This window comes from Peribacillus sp. RS7, from assembly GCF_041956845.1.
Classification (GTDB): domain Bacteria; phylum Bacillota; class Bacilli; order Bacillales; family DSM-1321; genus Peribacillus.
The window spans coordinates 3,463,121-3,479,537 of the sequence record NZ_CP168135.1 but is presented as its reverse complement, the minus strand read 5'-3'; the positions used below and the strand labels follow the sequence as shown (position 1 = coordinate 3,479,537).

18 protein-coding genes are annotated in these 16,417 nt (G+C 38.9%); 3 read left to right on the top strand and 15 right to left on the bottom strand.

Features of this window, described 5'->3' with window-relative positions:
- Positions 1-110 precede the first annotated feature (110 nt).
- Entirely contained in the window at positions 111-1,196 is a 1,086-nt protein-coding gene (locus ACDZ29_RS17480) for a CdaR family transcriptional regulator (protein WP_375088263.1), read from the bottom strand.
- Between the two features lie 656 nt (positions 1,197-1,852).
- On the opposite strand from ACDZ29_RS17480, the gene ACDZ29_RS17475 reads away from it, so the two are divergent.
- Positions 1,853-2,020, top strand: coding sequence for a hypothetical protein (locus ACDZ29_RS17475; RefSeq protein WP_289317393.1), 168 nt, complete (start codon positions 1,853-1,855; stop codon positions 2,018-2,020).
- Between the two features lie 125 nt (positions 2,021-2,145).
- Here the strand turns inward: ACDZ29_RS17475 and cspC are convergent, their stop codons facing one another.
- Positions 2,146-2,346, bottom strand: a complete 201-nt coding sequence (gene cspC / locus ACDZ29_RS17470; RefSeq protein ID WP_010331195.1) for a cold shock protein CspC — start codon at positions 2,344-2,346, stop codon at positions 2,146-2,148.
- A gap of 301 nt (positions 2,347-2,647) precedes the next feature.
- Between cspC and ACDZ29_RS17465 the strand changes: the two genes are divergently transcribed.
- Entirely contained in the window at positions 2,648-2,908 is a 261-nt protein-coding gene (locus ACDZ29_RS17465) for a hypothetical protein (RefSeq protein WP_289324187.1), read from the top strand.
- A gap of 37 nt (positions 2,909-2,945) precedes the next feature.
- On the opposite strand, the gene ACDZ29_RS17460 is transcribed toward ACDZ29_RS17465, so the two are convergent.
- The 3 genes from ACDZ29_RS17460 to ACDZ29_RS17450 form a co-directional block, all read right to left on the bottom strand.
- Positions 2,946-3,533 carry a YdcF family protein gene (locus ACDZ29_RS17460; RefSeq protein WP_370016994.1) on the bottom strand — a complete coding sequence of 196 codons (588 nt, stop codon included), beginning with the start codon at positions 3,531-3,533 and terminating at the stop codon, positions 2,946-2,948.
- A 142-nt stretch (positions 3,534-3,675) separates the two neighbouring features.
- The gene (locus ACDZ29_RS17455) at positions 3,676-4,461 is read right to left on the bottom strand and encodes a serine hydrolase (protein ID WP_370014281.1); all 786 of its coding nucleotides are present in this window, start codon (positions 4,459-4,461) and stop codon (positions 3,676-3,678) included.
- A gap of 178 nt (positions 4,462-4,639) precedes the next feature.
- Positions 4,640-4,807, bottom strand: coding sequence for a YezD family protein (locus ACDZ29_RS17450; protein WP_289324184.1), 168 nt, complete (start codon positions 4,805-4,807; stop codon positions 4,640-4,642).
- A 536-nt stretch (positions 4,808-5,343) separates the two neighbouring features.
- Here ACDZ29_RS17450 and ACDZ29_RS17445 point away from each other — a divergent pair.
- Positions 5,344-6,732, top strand: coding sequence for an amino acid permease (locus tag ACDZ29_RS17445; protein WP_375088262.1), 1,389 nt, complete (start codon positions 5,344-5,346; stop codon positions 6,730-6,732).
- A 40-nt stretch (positions 6,733-6,772) separates the two neighbouring features.
- Here the strand turns inward: ACDZ29_RS17445 and ACDZ29_RS17440 are convergent, their stop codons facing one another.
- From ACDZ29_RS17440 to kynB, 10 genes are all read right to left on the bottom strand, one after another.
- Positions 6,773-7,750 carry an aldose 1-epimerase gene (locus tag ACDZ29_RS17440; protein ID WP_289324183.1) on the bottom strand — a complete coding sequence of 326 codons (978 nt, stop codon included), beginning with the start codon at positions 7,748-7,750 and terminating at the stop codon, positions 6,773-6,775.
- A 297-nt stretch (positions 7,751-8,047) separates the two neighbouring features.
- Positions 8,048-8,347: a YxcD family protein gene (locus ACDZ29_RS17435; RefSeq protein ID WP_289317400.1), complete on the bottom strand. Its 300-nt coding sequence runs from the start codon at positions 8,345-8,347 to the stop codon at positions 8,048-8,050.
- Positions 8,335-8,781, bottom strand: coding sequence for a hypothetical protein (locus ACDZ29_RS17430; RefSeq protein WP_289327264.1), 447 nt, complete (start codon positions 8,779-8,781; stop codon positions 8,335-8,337). Before ACDZ29_RS17430 ends, ACDZ29_RS17435 begins: the two co-directional genes overlap by 13 nt.
- Before the next feature lie 199 nt (positions 8,782-8,980).
- Complete coding sequence (locus ACDZ29_RS17425) at positions 8,981-10,405, bottom strand: NlpC/P60 family protein (protein WP_375088261.1); 1,425 nt, start codon at positions 10,403-10,405, stop codon at positions 8,981-8,983.
- A gap of 522 nt (positions 10,406-10,927) precedes the next feature.
- Entirely contained in the window at positions 10,928-11,992 is a 1,065-nt protein-coding gene (locus ACDZ29_RS17420; RefSeq protein ID WP_375088260.1) for a sulfate/molybdate ABC transporter ATP-binding protein, read from the bottom strand.
- A 12-nt stretch (positions 11,993-12,004) separates the two neighbouring features.
- Positions 12,005-12,889, bottom strand: a complete 885-nt coding sequence (gene cysW, locus ACDZ29_RS17415; protein ID WP_289336063.1) for a sulfate ABC transporter permease subunit CysW — start codon at positions 12,887-12,889, stop codon at positions 12,005-12,007.
- A gap of 11 nt (positions 12,890-12,900) precedes the next feature.
- The gene (gene cysT / locus ACDZ29_RS17410) at positions 12,901-13,740 is read right to left on the bottom strand and encodes a sulfate ABC transporter permease subunit CysT (protein WP_289327263.1); all 840 of its coding nucleotides are present in this window, start codon (positions 13,738-13,740) and stop codon (positions 12,901-12,903) included.
- A 68-nt stretch (positions 13,741-13,808) separates the two neighbouring features.
- Positions 13,809-14,846, bottom strand: coding sequence for a sulfate ABC transporter substrate-binding protein (locus tag ACDZ29_RS17405; protein WP_375088259.1), 1,038 nt, complete (start codon positions 14,844-14,846; stop codon positions 13,809-13,811).
- 262 nt (positions 14,847-15,108) lie between these two features.
- Positions 15,109-15,762 carry a nicotinate (nicotinamide) nucleotide adenylyltransferase gene (gene nadD / locus ACDZ29_RS17400; protein ID WP_375088258.1) on the bottom strand — a complete coding sequence of 218 codons (654 nt, stop codon included), beginning with the start codon at positions 15,760-15,762 and terminating at the stop codon, positions 15,109-15,111.
- Between the two features lie 16 nt (positions 15,763-15,778).
- Entirely contained in the window at positions 15,779-16,405 is a 627-nt protein-coding gene (kynB, locus tag ACDZ29_RS17395; protein WP_375088257.1) for an arylformamidase, read from the bottom strand.
- Between the last annotated feature and the right edge of the window lie 12 nt (positions 16,406-16,417).

Sequence of the window (16,417 nt, the reverse complement as noted above, 5' to 3'; positions counted from 1 at the left end):
TAGCACCTCCGTCATCTACATTGATTATAGGTGAGTATTTAGGTAAAGGTAATAGTCTAGGTAACAAAGAATTAATAATAATTTTGTTTTTTATAACAAAAAACCTCAAACTAAAGAGTTTGAAGTAAAAGAGCAAGATAAATTTTAACAGAATCATGGTAATCCCTTGGATTTGCCGCTGTTTTTTGAGCGATTTTATCAAGACGATACTGCAAGGTATTTTTATGGATAAATAATTCTTCAGCTGTCTTCTTCAGCGAAAGGTTATTATTGTAATAAGTATGTAAGAGATTTATTTCCGCTTCTGAAAGTTCACCGATGAGTTTCGCTGCATAGTCTTTTCTTATATGGAAATCAATGTTTTCCATAATCATTTCTAAATCCAGCTTTGCATATTCGCATACCGTTACTTTTTTTGAAAGAGCATATTTTAAGGCAAGTTTTGCATGCGTATAGGACTTTGCGAGTTCCTCTAAATAACCGATACTGCCTATCCCGATCGAATAGCTTACATTCATAGAGCGGAAATACGAATTGAAGATTTGTAGTATTGATTTATACTGTGATGCGTTAATTATTAAGGCGTATTGGTTTGGAAATAAGTAAGTAAAAAGTTTAATTCCCTGTTCTAATAATATCCCATTCATTTTAACAGGAAGTGATGAGGCATTATTCAAACCTGGCAAATGAATAATAGCGACAAACGCTCTCTCTTCTAACTCATATTGGAGCTGCTGCAAGTGTTCATTCATGAATGTATTCTCTTTTTCATTTTCAAAAATGAGCATGCGAACAATAGATGAGCGCAATTCGTCTAAAGAATGAATGACGCTTTTTATCATTTGTTCCTTTATCAATACTTCTGTAATTTTGGTCAGTAAAAACCCCAAGGACTTACATTCTTCCGGATCTCCGGATATCCCGATAACACCCAGCATTATTTGATCGATCATGACCGGATAATTAATGCCTTTTCTTGCACCCTTAAACGCCTCATTCGCAGTAACTTCTACAACACTTCCTTTTTTCTGCACTTGCAGGGCGGCAGCATGAAAAGAGCCGACTCGATTTGGGTCTGTACTGGCCACAACTTTCCCATCTAAATGTATAAAGTTTATATCTTTTCCAATGACTTCTTTTGCTGCATCCACGATCATTTGAGCTAAAGAAGGACTAATCTGAAAATTTTCTTTCATCCTTATCTATTCCTTTTATAATGGATTGGACTGTTTCTTTTTCATTTTATCACCAGAAGATAGAGAATTGCTCAAATGTATATATTTTGTTTAACAGTATTTTATCACCTCCTTTTTCAAATCCCCTCGCCGTTGAACCAGCATGCTTTTATAACTGGCTTTTATAGTTGACTCTCCGCTTATGATTACCTGCGAGATAATAATAAGCCCCTATTGCTTTGAAGACCTTCTGTAGCTATAAATAATGAGTTGGCATCAATGGGTGCACTCGAAGAAGTTGTTGAGTCTCAGATCCTCCAGAAGTTGATTTACGATGTTTCACTTGCCTTTATAATCGGTGTCTTAAAGCCAAAGGCATCCTTGTCCCACCATCAGGTCCTTTTTTACTGACTTTTACATTGTAACCAAAGCCTGAAGTAAACCTGATACTAGTTCTTGCATTTCCAATGATCTAGTTTATCATAATGTGAAGAATACACTGTTCAGAGCAAAAGACACATGACCTCAAAGAAAGAATTTACGCTAATAGGAACCTTTTCAGTATCAATGTTTCCACCCATACAGTTAAGGGAAGTCACATAATATATCCTTGGAATATCTTGGACACATTTTTTATTCCCAAATATGTTATACTATTAGTAAAGAGGGTGCATAAATTGAAAAGCAATAAGTATAATACTGGCGAAACAGTAACTATTCAGGATACTAATGAATCAGTAACCATTAATAAATGGGCATATGTAAAAAACATGAAAAGATATTCTTATACTGTAAAAGAACATCCAACTACTTTTTTCTTTGAAGAAGAATTAAAAAAATCTTAATAACACGTCCCTAAAACCCTACTCAGCTCAGAGTGGGATTTTTTTTGCTTACATTCTTTAGCACAATAAAAAACAGACTCCCATCGAGGGAGTCTGTTCATATAGGTTACGATTTAATTTTAAAATTAAGCTTTTTGAACGTTAGCAGCTTGAGCTCCACGAGCACCTTGCTCAACGTCGAAAGTTACTTTTTGACCTTCGTCTAAAGACTTGAAGCCTTCGCTTTGGATAGCTGAGAAATGTACGAATACGTCGTCTCCATTTTCACGTTCGATAAATCCAAAACCTTTTTCTGCATTAAACCATTTAACTGTACCTTGTTCCATTTTTGTTGCCTCCTAGTGCATAACACACATTGTATTACTATTTTCAATCATTTTGGAAAATAACTAGTACCTTCTTCCACAATCAAAAACAATTCTTTATTAGATTAACACAAAATGATTAATATAGCAAATTATCTAGTGATATTTATTTGACAGGGCACATTCTTTTTCCGCTTCCCTATTTCCTTTATTTTCTTTATTTATCCAATTGAATGATTCAGTTATAGATTAACGGGTATATCAGAGTATAAGAAACCGTACCATTTTCACTTAAAGAATTAACAACGAGGGAGGTCAACCAATGAAATATTACAAAGTTTCTAATAGCGGTATTGACAGTAAGGTTATTGTAGCCTATAGCGGATATGAGGCACTTGGATTTTATTTAATGGAAATCGATGATCAACTTGGTTTTGTTGATGATATAGATGTGGAAGAAGTGGATGCCGATGAACGAGTCGAGATTTCCTATACCGGTTATCCCGTTTATAAGACACTTAAAGAGTTATATCAAGAGAAAGATTTTCGGGAAGTTCCTAATGTTGTCGTGGAAGTCGAATAATGAAAGTACCCTCCCCCATCTTTAGGAGAATTCGAATTCACCTCCCAATCAACTCTGTCAGATAGTATTTGGTAATAGCCAGATATTCACGGGAATATGATTTCAACAATGCCACTATTGGCGTTTTTGCCGGTATTCCCTTCATGTCCAAACCTTCTTTTTTGGCTATTTCAACGGCTCGGTAGATATGAAAATCATTACTGACAATCAATCCGGAGGCTGATGGATCAGTAATGAGTTCTTTCGAGAAAACAATATTTTCATGAGTTGTTGTAGATTTGTCTTCCATCATGATACGCGCTTCTTCAATTCCCTGCTCAATTAGCCCTTGTTGCATTGCTTTTGCTTCCGAAATATCTTCTCCAGGTCCCTTGCCGCCAGATACAATGGCCAGAGTACGTTTATTCGCTCTTAAATATTCTGCAGCTTTATCAATCCGGTATTGTAATGATAATGATGGAACCGAACCTTTGACCCTTGCCCCAAGAATTATTAGGTAATCGGCATTTTCCGGTATTGGCTGATGAATGCTTTCTTGTATTTTCATGTGTAAAAAACCGAAATAACCCAATAACACAATAAAACCAACTTTCATCGCTCTTTTTAAAGTTTTCCCCCGTTTCATTTTCCTTTCATTATCTAACATTCTTTCTCATCCCCCCTTATAACTAATATGGAAGAGCGGGAAATCATGAATGACTTCCCGCTCTTCTTCTTATAATAGTGATAACCCTGCTGACCATCCCAAAAATATTGAATCGGACAATTTAATCTGCGACCATATCATCATAAATCACCTTTCCAATTTTACTGATTACTTGGCGGCTTTCTTCCTCTGAATTCATATCCTCAGTAAGAACTGCAACATAAACGGTTTGTGTTTCTGACCGAATGATTGCACAATCATGGGCAACTCCCCGAATTCCGCCCGTTTTGCTTGCAACCTTAACCCCTCTTCCCATCAATGATGGAAGTTTATCCCTTAATTGCTGATTGTCAAATACTCGCAATATTCTTTCCTGGCTTTCTTTCGTTAAAAAGTCGCCTGTATGTATGGCTTTTAAGCAGGTAATCGTATCTTCCGCCGAGATGGTATTGTCCCGACCTTCTTTTAATGCCTTAAAATCCTGCATTTTTCGTTCAAGGACGGTATTTTTCAAACCAAGTTCCTTGATGCATTGATTTATTTCCTCAAAGCCCAACAGTTTCATCATCATATTCGTGGAAGTATTGTCAGAAACAGTTATCATCAGTGTCAATAAATCCTCTACAGTTAAAAATACCTTATTCGATAAGACATGCAGGACCCCTGATCCCCCAGTCACTTCATTAGGGGGGATGGTCACTGGTTGATTCAAATAGATTTTCTTTTGTTCGCTTTGACGATAACCTTCGATGATCATTGGTATTTTGATCAAACTCGCTGATTGAAAAGATTCATCCTCGTGATATCCAATCGTATCCCCTAGCTCATTTTCAATTTTATAGGCAATTTTCCCATTAAATGATTCAACTAATTCCAAGATATCATGTTCTATAGTTTGTAAGGTCATCTATCCCCTGTTCCTCCTTAAGATTTCATTAGTCCCTATAAAAACTCCCTTATACCCTAACTTATTCTACCATGTTAAAAGCAGTACAATCTTCTTGAAAATTCCAAATTGAATAAATTTGTATATTAAAACGAAATAAAAGAGCCTTCGTATCGAAGGCTCACTTAAAAACTGATATTCATCTAGTCTTAACAGCCCGGCCCTTCACTAATGGGAATCGTTTCTTCTCAGTTGTATCCACCTGTGTGATTTCTCCATCATGGACGGTTATTATGACGGATCCATATTGAAGATCTTCCAAGCTTGAAAGGATATGCCTTATTTTCAATTCTTCTTTCTTTTCCATATTATCTCCCCTTCAATACTGGTAATAAAGCTTCGTTTCATACCTAATGTTAAAAAGAGATCGTACGAAAATCTACACGTACTCTTCCCACTTTCAATGTTTTCTTGAGGAACTTGGTTACCTATCATATCCTCATCACTTAACCCTTCCGATTAAGAATAACCCGTTCATAGGAACTCCATATTCCCCTCCCTTCACTATAATAAATAAAAGGCACCCGTCATCTAACAGATTAGATGTAAGGGCGCCTTTAGTTGACTAATCGGCAATATTCAGGAGTTGCAAATGTTATGGAAAAATCCAGTATACGATTTGAAGCAACAAACCGCATTATCCTTACCTATTAACTCGGTTTTTTCTAATATAATCCAATTTAATCCATTTGTCAATCACACATTGCAATTTTCTGATTAGTCTGTGTTTTACATTTTACTTATTTACCACTTTACCAAACTAAACTATTTGAGATATACTATTTTAGTATAAGTTGTCGGTATATAACACACACTTTGTATTTAAGAAAGGTTCGATTATATATGGTAAATAAAAAATGGGGTTTATTGATTTTGACCACATTCGTAATTGGAAATATGGTCGGCGGCGGAATTTTCATGCTCCCTGCTCAATTAGCACAAGTATCCAGTCCATTAGGGGCAACATTGGCATGGATGGTTACTGGACTGGGAGTATTTTTAATAGCTCTGGTGTTTGGTAACCTGGCAGTCCGGAAACCGGAATTGAAGGCCGGACCCCAAAGTTATGCCCAATCATTATTTAAATCCCGGGCTAAAGGAAGGGTTTCAGGATATAGCATGGCTTGGGGTTATTGGGCTGCAAATTGGGCGGCGACAGCTTCTGTCATCATTTCATTTGCTGGTTACCTATCAACGTTTTTCCCGGTGATGCATAGTACGAAAGTGATTTATACTGCGGGTTCGTTTCATCTCGAAATTGGTAAAGCACTAACCTTTGCAGTCTGTTCCATTGCCCTTTGGGGAATTCAGGCAATCTTGGTAAGAAGCTTCAACAGTGCTGGGAAACTGAATCTTTTTGCTACGGTAACAAAAGTGCTTGGATTCTTATTTTTCATCATTATCACGATATTCATTTTCGATTCCTCAAATCTGGGGAACGGTGCTGAATTTTACGATAAGACAGGTTCAGCCATCTCTTTAGGTGATCAAGTGAATGCTGCTGCAATTTCAACATTATGGGCATTCATCGGTATTGAAGCTGCCGTAATGCTTTCAAACCGTGCTAAGTCACAAAATGATGTTAAGAAAGCCACGATTCTAGGTTTACTTATCGCTGTTGCCATTTATATCGGCATTACCTTATTGACGATGGGTGCCATATCTCAAGACGATTTGAAAATATCAGAAAAACCACTTGTTGACGCACTACAAGCTGTAGTAGGTTCAAGCGGTACGTATTTAATGGCCGCACTTGCCGTCATTTCCTTATTGGGTTCTACAATCGGATGGATTGTCGTTGCATCTGAAGTTCCTTACCAGGCAGCGAAATCAGATCTGTTCCCGTCCTATTTTGCAAAAGCAAACAAAAATGGCACGCCTGTCCGTTCTATGACAATAACAAATATCATGACACAGATATTCTTATTCTCCACTATTTCGGGAACGATTTTGGAAGCTTATAAATTCTCAATGATCGTCGCTACACTCGCATACTTGATTCCTTACCTTGCATCAGTTCTGTATCAATTGAAATTAGTCATGACTGGGGAAACCTATGACATCATGAAAGGTTCGAGGGTTCGTGATGGCATTATCACCATCCTGGCGTTAATCTACTCGATTTGGGTCATCAAGACAGGTACAGCTGATATGAATACATTCATACTTGGCATTGCCTTATATGTAGTTGGAATCGTTCTATACCCGCTCTGGATGAAAAAGAAAGCATAACCTTAAACACCTTGGCATTCAAAAGTGCCAAGGTGTTTTTTTAAATCTCTTTCATTACCAGTCTAGTTTTCAGCTGAACCGTTTCCCCTGAGCTTAACTCCCTCAATCCAGTCAATCCCTCCGATAAATCCAGATTAGGGGCATTCGTTACCCATGTGTATGGTTCTGGACAGACGAACCCCTCCTGATTGAACAATACCCAAAACTTAAAACTTTGATCGCCATGATAAATGACTTGTATGCCAGCCTCATGGTCAGTGAGAATACACTCGTTTTCCAGAGAACTTTCCTCATCATAGCCAAATAGATCATCAAACAGCCGGCCTTCCAAGCTAAATCCGTTTTGGATTTCCAATGTATTGTCCGTTTCATGAATTTCGCCAGTAGGCAATGACCTTTCATTCAACTCCCATTGTTTATTGACGGGGAGTGATATTCTGCAATCTTCCAACTTACTCCCTGGCCCAAATGGAAAATTGAATACAGTATGATAACCTGCTCCCCACGGAAAGGGTTCAATGCCCTTGTTGGTGATTTCCAATTTTATATCCAATGTTTCACCGCTTAAAGACAAAGACATTTTGACTGTAATATCTTGCGGAAAGCTGCCTTTTAGATAAGCAAAATCACTGCTTGAAAACTCAGTATTAATGACTATTTCATTCCCGTTCACTTCTTTTTTGCAGACTTGCCACGGCTTGTCATGCAAAAAACCATGAATATGATTGGATTTTTCCATTTCATTGATTGGAAACTTATACGTAGTCTCCTTATATGTAAATTGGCCATCTTCAATTCGATTGGGAGGGAACAAGATTGGCATCCCGTATAAAATGGGGACCTTTTTAAATTCTTCCAAACTATCTGGAGTTCGCAGCACCTCAATATCCTTTCGCTTGTACTTCAACGAAAGTAGATTGCTTCCTAAAGATGGCGCAAGTATCGCTTCCACTTTTTCATTGCCGAACTTTATAGCCTTTTCATTTAAAAAAGTGATATCCTCTATATAACCTGTCACTTACTCTCCTCCTTTTGCTTGAACATATATCCATCCTACTTCCAACGACCATTTTTTGCAACAAATGGAATGAAATGCACCCAAAAGAAAACATCGGTATTTCTTAACCATGTTGCCAGTAATTAAGATTTTGCCTAGTTTGCTTTAATACCTTTCTATTATCTTAGATTCTTTCTTTTGCACCGATCTACTACCCCTAAACTCGACTTTTGATAGAGTCGTTTTCATTGCATGTATATAGTTTTTACGAATATCTTAAAAAATAAAAAAAGGACGCCTTTACGGCATCCTTTTTTCTTATCGATTACTTTCACTTACTAAAGCCACTATTCCCTCTTCATCATCCAAAACAAGTTCAATACCCGAATATGGATCTTTATTCAAATATTCATCCAGCCATAAGCGAAGCGCTTCTATCAAGTTGATGGTGATTAACACTTGTTTCCGGCCATCGACAAACGTTTCAGCCGAAAAGCCATAATCATCATCATACATTAACTCCACTTCTACCTCATTAGGTTGTACCTGCTTTTTACGGGCAATGTAAACACAAACCGCATTGATGATATCTTGTTCGGAAATCTTTAGCCTCTCCATGGGTTTGGATCCTCTTTCTTCTTCTTATCTTTGAAATATGTGAATATTTTACGGATTACAACGATTAATGCAACAACCGCTAACACGTTGATTAATAGTCCAAGTATAGAACCAAGGGCTCCCATATTGGCGAATAGGCTACCAAAAAGTAATCCTGCCAGTCCGCCTAGCATAATCCCTTTCATTAAGCCGCCTTTAGTAAATGCTTTTCCACTTTTTGTATCAGTTTTTGCTTTATTAGTAGTAGTGGCATCGGATTTCTTCGTTTCTTTATTTTGGAAGTTCGAATTATTATTGTTGTTGCTGTTAAAGCTTCTTTTTCCAGACTTGTAACCCCTTGCATCGACAGACTCCGAATGATCTTGGAATACATAAGTGCCGACTGGAGAGAATGCTAGTGTAATTGTAAGTAATGCAGCCATAAATTTTTTCATCATGTTTTTTTGCCTCCGTTTAATAGTATGGAATGTTGTTTCATTATATCTTTTCCCAGATTAACTGAAAGTCCACATCACCTATCCTTGTTTTATCTTATAGTATTTACGTTGAATATCAAAATAAGTTTCACTTTTTTCGATATTTTTTCAAAAAAAATAAGCAGGGGCATTTACTCCCCTGCTTATTAAGGAACCATTAATTTACACGAACGACACGTCCGTTGAATTTACCTGCCCAATATCCACTTTCCATATTGGCGATTGCAACACCTGTTGAACTTTGGGAACCGATAAATTTGCCGCCGCCGACATAAATACCGACATGCCCATCAGTTTTATAGGTATTGAAAAATACTAAATCTCCAGGTTGTTTTTGACTATTAGATACTTGACGTCCTGCATTTTTCAATGCATCCGTACTGGCTGGAAGGTTCACACCAGCTTGTTTATAAGCCCATGCAACGAACCCTGAACAATCGAATAGACCGTTAGCGATATCGGATGCCGTTCTTCCGCCACCAAATTTATATGTGGAGTTACCGATATATTTATAACCTGCTGTAATTGCAGAGCCTGTATTTGCACTGCTTGGCTTGCTTGATGCTTCAGTTTTACTTGCTGCAGGTTTATCAGCAGAACTGTTTTTAGTTGAGTTTGAAGATACAGATGATTCACCTTTAGATACAGATGATTCACCTTTAGATACAGATGATTCACCTTTAGATGAAGATGATTCACCTTTAGACGAACCTGATTCCGACGCTTCACCTTTAGAAGAACTTGATGATTCTTCACTAGAAGAATTTGAAGAATTCACTTCTTCAGCAGCACGGTCAAGATCAGCTTTCTCAGATGCTTTACGTTCTTCCTCTTTTTTGATATTTTCACGAATGGATGCTATTTGCGCTTCTAAACCTGCATCTTTATTCTCTAAAGATTGTTTAAGGGCCTCTGTTTCCGCTTCTTTCTTTTCAATCTTTGCCTTCATATTGACAGTTTCTGCTTTTTGATCTTCAATTTGAGATTGCATACCTTTAAGTTCTACTTCCATATCCTTTAGGTTTTGCAATTTTTTCTCTACGGTTGCTTGTTTTTTTTCTAAGTCTGCTTTATCCGCTTCCTGCTCGCTAAGAATCTGTTGGTCCGCTTCCACAATTGTAGCTACCGCTCCAACACGATTAACGAATTCACCAAAGCTTTTAGAACCTAAAACAACTTCAAGGTACTCAACGTCCCCGCCGCTCTCTTGGAATGAAAGGGCGCGCTCTTTCAAGACTTCCTCGCGTTTTGCGATTCTTTCTTCCAACGCTTTAATTTCTTTCTTTAAAGAAACTATATCTTTTTCCGTGTCTTTAATTTCTTGTTTAGTATCTTTGATTTTTTCGTCATTTTCTCTCATTGCCGTTTCAATCTGGGCAATTTGGGAATTCATTTTCGACTGTTCTTTTTTCAGTTCCTGAATAACTTGTTCCGCCTCTGAAATATCCGATTGTATTCCTGTGCGTTGCGATTGAATATCCGAGATATTTTCTTCAGCTTTCACTGATGGTATGGCAAAAGCGCTTCCCAATCCTAGCATAATTGTCGTGTTCAATACGATAAGTTTTTTCTTCAAACTCATTTCCCCTGCTTTCCTCCCCGTGCATTTCCATCGACCTACTTCTTTTTCTCTATGAAAAATGATTAGTCAAAATAAATTGCTGGGAACTCTTCTCTATTTTTTTTACTCTTTATGTAATCTTCTAAGGTTGTAATTATATTAAATACATTTCTGATACTCTACTATGTTTTCACCTAAGTCGTAGTATATCATCAGATTTTGTCAAATACGTAATAATAATGTTACAATTACATTTCAATTTTAACATTATACGTAAGAATTCGACTTTTCCTCGTGATAATACAACCAATATCTTACAAAACCATCTTCGTATTTTGATGCAAGACTTTCTATCTAGTGTTTAGCACCAAGGGACTATAGACTATCGGCAGGTAAAAACTCACATTGTTCGAACGCATAGAAGCCCTTTTGTATCAGCTTACAGCTTATTTACCATTGATACAGGAAAGTTCGCTAATATCCCCATTAAAAAACTAAAAAAACCGCTCTTCAGCGGTTTTTCCGTCAATATTCGACCCATTCTTAAATTCCAGCCATAAAGTCGACAAAAACTTTCAATTCTTTTGGCCGGACGAATACCCTTTCCCCTTTGCTTATTTCCAAATTTAAGTATTGTTCTTTCGTCAGTTCGATTTCCAGCGGTTCGTTTGTATCCTGACGAATGACTTCTATCCGGACAATGGGGCCAATAGTATGAATGTGGTCAACTATGGAAGCAATCGAATCCTTTTCTGATGATGCTCTTTCTATGATAAAGTTATGAGCCCTTACATAACCCGTTCCCAATCCATCTTCACTGCCCGGGGCATTCATTTCCACATTCCCAGTTACCAATTTCCCTTGGTGAACCTTGCCTTTGAAAAGATTGACACTGCCGAGAAAATCATAAACAAATGGATTTTGCGGTTGATTATAAACTTCTTCCGGAGTTCCAATCTGTTCAATTTTCCCTTCATTCATGATAACGACCCGATCAGCTACATCCATCGCCTCTTCCTGATCATGCGTCACGAACACACTCGTAACGTTGAATTCATCATGAAGCCTTCTTAGCCAACGCCGAAGTTCTTTACGAACCTTGGCATCCAGTGCCCCGAATGGTTCATCAAGCAAAAGAATATTCGGTTCAACCGCAAGTGCCCTTGCCAAAGCAACACGCTGGCGTTGGCCGCCTGATAATTGGGATGGATAACGATCTTTATATCCTTCCAGCTTGACGAGCTGAAGCAACTCGGTAACCTTCTGTTCAATCACTTTTTTACTTGGCCTTATTTTTCTAGGACGGACCTTCAATCCATAGGCAATATTGTCAAAAATGGTCATATTGCGAAAAAGGGCATAATGCTGGAAGACGAAACCAACATTTCGATCTTTTACATGCTTATGCGTGTAATTCTCTTCATTAAAGAGGATCTTTCCGTTCTCTGCCTGTTCAAGACCCGCAATGATACGCAGTAATGACGTTTTTCCAGATCCGGACGGGCCAAGAAGTGCTACGAGTTCCCCGCTTTTTATTTCCATATTAATGTTTTGGAGAGCTTGATAAGACCCGTAATATTTTGTAACATTTTCAATGATGATACTCATTTCATTCCCCCCCTAACTCGCTTTTGTTGATTTAAAGTCCGTTTTCCATTCTATGAAACTTTTAATGATCAAGGTTATGATTGCAAAAATGGACATCAGGGATGCAACGGCAAAAGCAGCTGAAAATTGATATTCATTGTATAAGATTTCAATATGAAGCGGCATCGTATTGGTCATCCCCCGTATATGGCCCGATACGACCGATACAGCCCCAAACTCCCCGATTGTCCTGGCATTGCAAAGTATGACTCCATATAATAGTCCCCATTTTATATTGGGAAGGGTTACGTACCAAAATGTCTTAAACCCTCCCGCCCCCAGCGTTAGTGATGCCTCTTCTTCAGACGTCCCCTGACTTTGCATGAGCGGGATCAATTCACGCGCAATGAATGGAAAGGTAATGAAAATGGAGGCAATGACAATCCCTGGTATTGAAAAGATCACTTTAATGTCAAAGGTTTGCAGCAATGGACCAAGTGTTCCATGCAAGCCGAAGAGAAGGACAAAAATCAAACCGGCTATGACTGGGGATACGGAAAAAGGCAAATCTATCAACGTTATTAAAAAGTTTTTCCCCTTAAAATCATATTTAGTTATGGTCCACGCAGCCACTACCCCAAATATGGCATTGAGCGGCACCGTGATGAGGACAACGATCAATGTCAATTTAATCGCAGCCAAGGAATCAGGATGGGAAATGGCCGCAAAATATGTTTCGGCACCTTTTTCGAATGCCTTTACAAAGATCGCGATTAATGGGACAACTAAAAACAAAGTCAGAAATAACAATACAATGGAAATAAGGACCCACTGTATGGATTTAGGCTCTTTTGTTGCGTTTCTCGTTATAATGACCGGGTCATTCGTTTTTGCAACCACCGAATTATCATGTTCCAACATGTCCCCTCCTACTTCCCTGAATATCTTTTGCCGGTCCACCATTGTAAGATATTGATGGTGAACAAAATTATGAATGTAATAATGAGCATGACGGCTGCAACAGCTGTTGCCCCTTCATAATCATACTGTTCGAGCTTTGTCATGATGATCAGCGGGGAAATCTCCGTTTTAAACGGCATATTTCCTGCAATGAAGACAACGGATCCATACTCTCCAAGTGCCCTCGCAAAAGAAAGTGCAAAACCCGTCAATATCGCTGGAATCAATTCCGGGAAGATAATTTTAATGAATGTCTGCATTCGATTCGCCCCTAAAGAAGCAGATGCCTCTTCCATCCCTTTTTCGATATTTTCAAGCACCGGTTGAACCATCCGCACTACGAATGGAAGTCCGATGAATATAAGGGCGATGATAATCCCGATAGGAGTGAAAGCGATTTTAAAGCTGAAAAATTGCCCGATCCATCCGTTCGGTGAGTACAAAGTCGTCAAAGTAATCCCTGCCACAGCAGTTGGGAGGGCAAAAGGCAAATCAACCAGCCCATCGATGATCCGCTTGCCGGGAAACTCATAACGTGTAAGCACCCAGGCAATTAAAACGCCAAAAACTGCGTTCACGAAGGCCGCAGTTAACGCTGTCAAAAAACTCAATTTATACGAAGCGACAACCCTTGGTTCAGTTATGGTCGCCCAAAAATCCTGAAATCCCATTGAAAATGTGTTTAGAAAAACCATCGATAATGGGATCAAAACGATGATGGTGAGATATAGCAACGTAAACCCCATCGTCAATCCAAAACCGGGTATGGTCCTCTTTTTCTTCTGTTTTCCTTCTGTCGCTATATTCATCGCTTCGCCCCAGCTCTTTTTCTGATTTATGAAGGAGAAGATGTGAATATCCATCTTCTCCCACATGCTTATTGCGGTTGATAAATTTCGTCAAATGTACCACCGTCATTGAAATGTGTTTCCTGGGCTTTTTTCCACCCGCCAAACGTATCATCGACAGTCACCATATCTATATTTGCAAATTGGTCTTCATATTCAGCGAGAAGCTTCTCATCCCTTGGACGATAGAAGTTTTTCGCGGCAATTTCCTGACCTGCATCCGTATATAGGTATTCCAGGTAGGCTTCAGCCACTTCCTTGGTTCCTTTTTTCTCTACCACTTCGTCGACAACAGCTACCGGTGGCTCTGCTAATATACTGATCGAAGGATTGACGATTTCATATTTGTCATCACCGAATTCTTCAAGTGTTAAATAGGCTTCATTCTCCCAAGCGATAAGTACGTCACCAATTCCCCTTTCTACAAAAGTGGTGGTTGCACCACGTGCCCCTGAATCCAGGACTTCAACATTCTGATAAAGTTTTTTCATGAAATCCTTTACTTTTGTTTCGTCATTATCGAAATTCTTCTCTGCATAAGCCCAAGCTGCCAGGTAATTCCACCTTGCCCCTCCGCTTGTCTTTGGATTTGGTGTAATTACGGAAACATCCTTTTGGGTTAAATCATCCCAATCTTTAATGCCTTTAGGGTTATCCTTTTTTACCAAAAACACAATGGTTGAGGTGTAAGGTGTCGAGTTTTCCGGCAGACGTTTCTGCCAATCCCCCGCTAATAGGTTACTAGCTTCATAAATGGCATCAATATCATAGGCCAATGCCAATGTAACGACATCCGCTTCCAATCCATCAATGACAGCCCTACCCTGTTTACCAGATCCGCCATGGGATTGTTGAATCGCTACATCCTGACCCGATTCTTCTTTCCAGTGCTTCACAAACGCTTCATTGAATTCCTGGTACAATTCGCGTGTCGGATCGTATGACACATTCAATAGCTCAAGTGTCTTTGACTTTGATGTCCCGTCCCCTTCCGTTTTTTCCGAGTTACATCCTGCAAGTACACCGAAGGCTAATATCAAACTTGTCAATTTCATCAACTTTTTCATGGAATTCCCCCTGTTTTTTTGCAACAAAAAAAGCACACTACTTCCCTTTTAATTTTTTTTTCAAGGAGATAGTATGCCTTCAGTTCTCTGATCAGCAAATATTATGAATTTATGTACCATTAACATAAAGCATAGTATACCAAGTTGTCAACTACGTTTTAATTAATAAACATGTCCTTTTATTTAAACTCATTCACGTATCGAAGGTGAATGAATTTTCCATACGAAAGAGCTCGATCCACGGAGAGATCGAGCCCGACACTTAAGAATTTGATCCTTTTTGATACAGCTTATTGCCCACAATATACTGATAGCACTGATCAGGCAGTAAATATCTTGGTTCCCCACCCATCGCGAATTCATCCCTTATATATGTAGAACTGATTTCCATGGAAAGACCTTTATCTATAAGGTGAAATGTATTGCCATCATCATAATTCCTTAGCAATGGACTTTTGGATATGATTTTCAACATATCGATCCCATCCCGTGCCATGACGATGAATTTATGATTGGCAATCAACTTTTCCCTGAATTTCCATCGTAAGTGGATCGGTAACTCCTGATTATCAATATCTTCAAGTAAATCCGCACCCATTATGAAATAAACTTCATCCATAGGATATCTTGATTTAAAATATTCCATCGTATACCAAGTATATTGTTTACTCGTTCCAGCACGTTCATTAATTTCATAATCACTAACTTCGAATAACGGGTTGCCCCCTATTGCCAGCCCAAGCATTTTCCAACGGTGTCCATTGCTCGTTTTCATCTGTTTATCGATGCGGCCATTGGCACAAGGCAAAAAAATCACCTTGTCTAGCTTAGCACGATGCGCAATGGTGGATGCTGTCCATAAATGCACATTGGTGACTGGATCGAAGGAAGATCCATAAACTCCAATTTTGCCCATCCTTATATCCCCCTCATCAGCCTTTCTTTTTCACCACGGCCCTGACCGGACTCCCATCCCCTGCTTCTAATGCAAGCGGTAATGCAGCCAAATCGTATAGCCCAGGCTCAAGTCCGTCAAGGACCAGCCCTTCCAGGATATGAATCCCACAGCCAGACAGCGCATGATGTGCAGGCAATTCTTTGCTGTCGAGAAACTCAACGGAAGGTAAATCAATCCCAAGCAGCCTCACTCCTTTATTTGCAAGGAAGGGTGCTAAACCTGGTTCAACCGCTGGAATCCATTCAGGAAAACGGCTATGGTCCTTCCATTGTCCAGTACTCAGCAACAACCTTCGGACTCCTGTCAATTCAACGCCTTCAAAATCTTTGATGCCAATACTTTCAGCTGCATCCACCTTTACTACAAGTGCAGTTCCAATATATAAATCGATATCAAGTTCGATGATTTTTTTTCCCTGTCCATCAAAATGAAAGGGCGCATCAATATGGGTTCCTAAATGGGTACTCATCCGAATTTCCCCTACATTCACGGATGCACCCTCCGCTATTGATGAATTAAGCCGATATGAATATTGTGCATCTCCTGGCCAATATGGCGTACTTTCATTCAGGCGCTGAGAAATATCTAACCATGGATTCATCTATAATTTCCC

Bases quoted from the DNA above. Each gene is read 5' to 3' on its own strand.
- ACDZ29_RS17480 (WP_375088263.1), bottom strand. From the start codon at position 1,196: ATGAAAGAAAATTTTCAGATTAGTCCTTCTTTAGCTCAAATGATCGTG.
- cspC (WP_010331195.1), bottom strand. From the start codon at position 2,346: ATGGAACAAGGTACAGTTAAATGGTTTAATGCAGAAAAAGGTTTTGGA.
- ACDZ29_RS17465 (WP_289324187.1), top strand. From the start codon at position 2,648: ATGAAATATTACAAAGTTTCTAATAGCGGTATTGACAGTAAGGTTATT.
- ACDZ29_RS17460 (WP_370016994.1), bottom strand. From the start codon at position 3,533: ATGAAACGGGGGAAAACTTTAAAAAGAGCGATGAAAGTTGGTTTTATT.
- ACDZ29_RS17455 (WP_370014281.1), bottom strand. From the start codon at position 4,461: ATGACCTTACAAACTATAGAACATGATATCTTGGAATTAGTTGAATCA.
- ACDZ29_RS17450 (WP_289324184.1), bottom strand. From the start codon at position 4,807: ATGGAAAAGAAAGAAGAATTGAAAATAAGGCATATCCTTTCAAGCTTG.
- ACDZ29_RS17445 (WP_375088262.1), top strand. From the start codon at position 5,344: ATGGTAAATAAAAAATGGGGTTTATTGATTTTGACCACATTCGTAATT.
- ACDZ29_RS17435 (WP_289317400.1), bottom strand. From the start codon at position 8,347: ATGGAGAGGCTAAAGATTTCCGAACAAGATATCATCAATGCGGTTTGT.
- ACDZ29_RS17430 (WP_289327264.1), bottom strand. From the start codon at position 8,781: ATGAAAAAATTTATGGCTGCATTACTTACAATTACACTAGCATTCTCT.
- ACDZ29_RS17425 (WP_375088261.1), bottom strand. From the start codon at position 10,405: ATGAGTTTGAAGAAAAAACTTATCGTATTGAACACGACAATTATGCTA.
- ACDZ29_RS17420 (WP_375088260.1), bottom strand. From the start codon at position 11,992: ATGAGTATCATCATTGAAAATGTTACAAAATATTACGGGTCTTATCAA.
- cysT (WP_289327263.1), bottom strand. From the start codon at position 13,740: ATGAATATAGCGACAGAAGGAAAACAGAAGAAAAAGAGGACCATACCC.
- ACDZ29_RS17405 (WP_375088259.1), bottom strand. From the start codon at position 14,846: ATGAAAAAGTTGATGAAATTGACAAGTTTGATATTAGCCTTCGGTGTA.
- nadD (WP_375088258.1), bottom strand. From the start codon at position 15,762: ATGGGCAAAATTGGAGTTTATGGATCTTCCTTCGATCCAGTCACCAAT.
- kynB (WP_375088257.1), bottom strand. From the start codon at position 16,405: ATGAATCCATGGTTAGATATTTCTCAGCGCCTGAATGAAAGTACGCCA.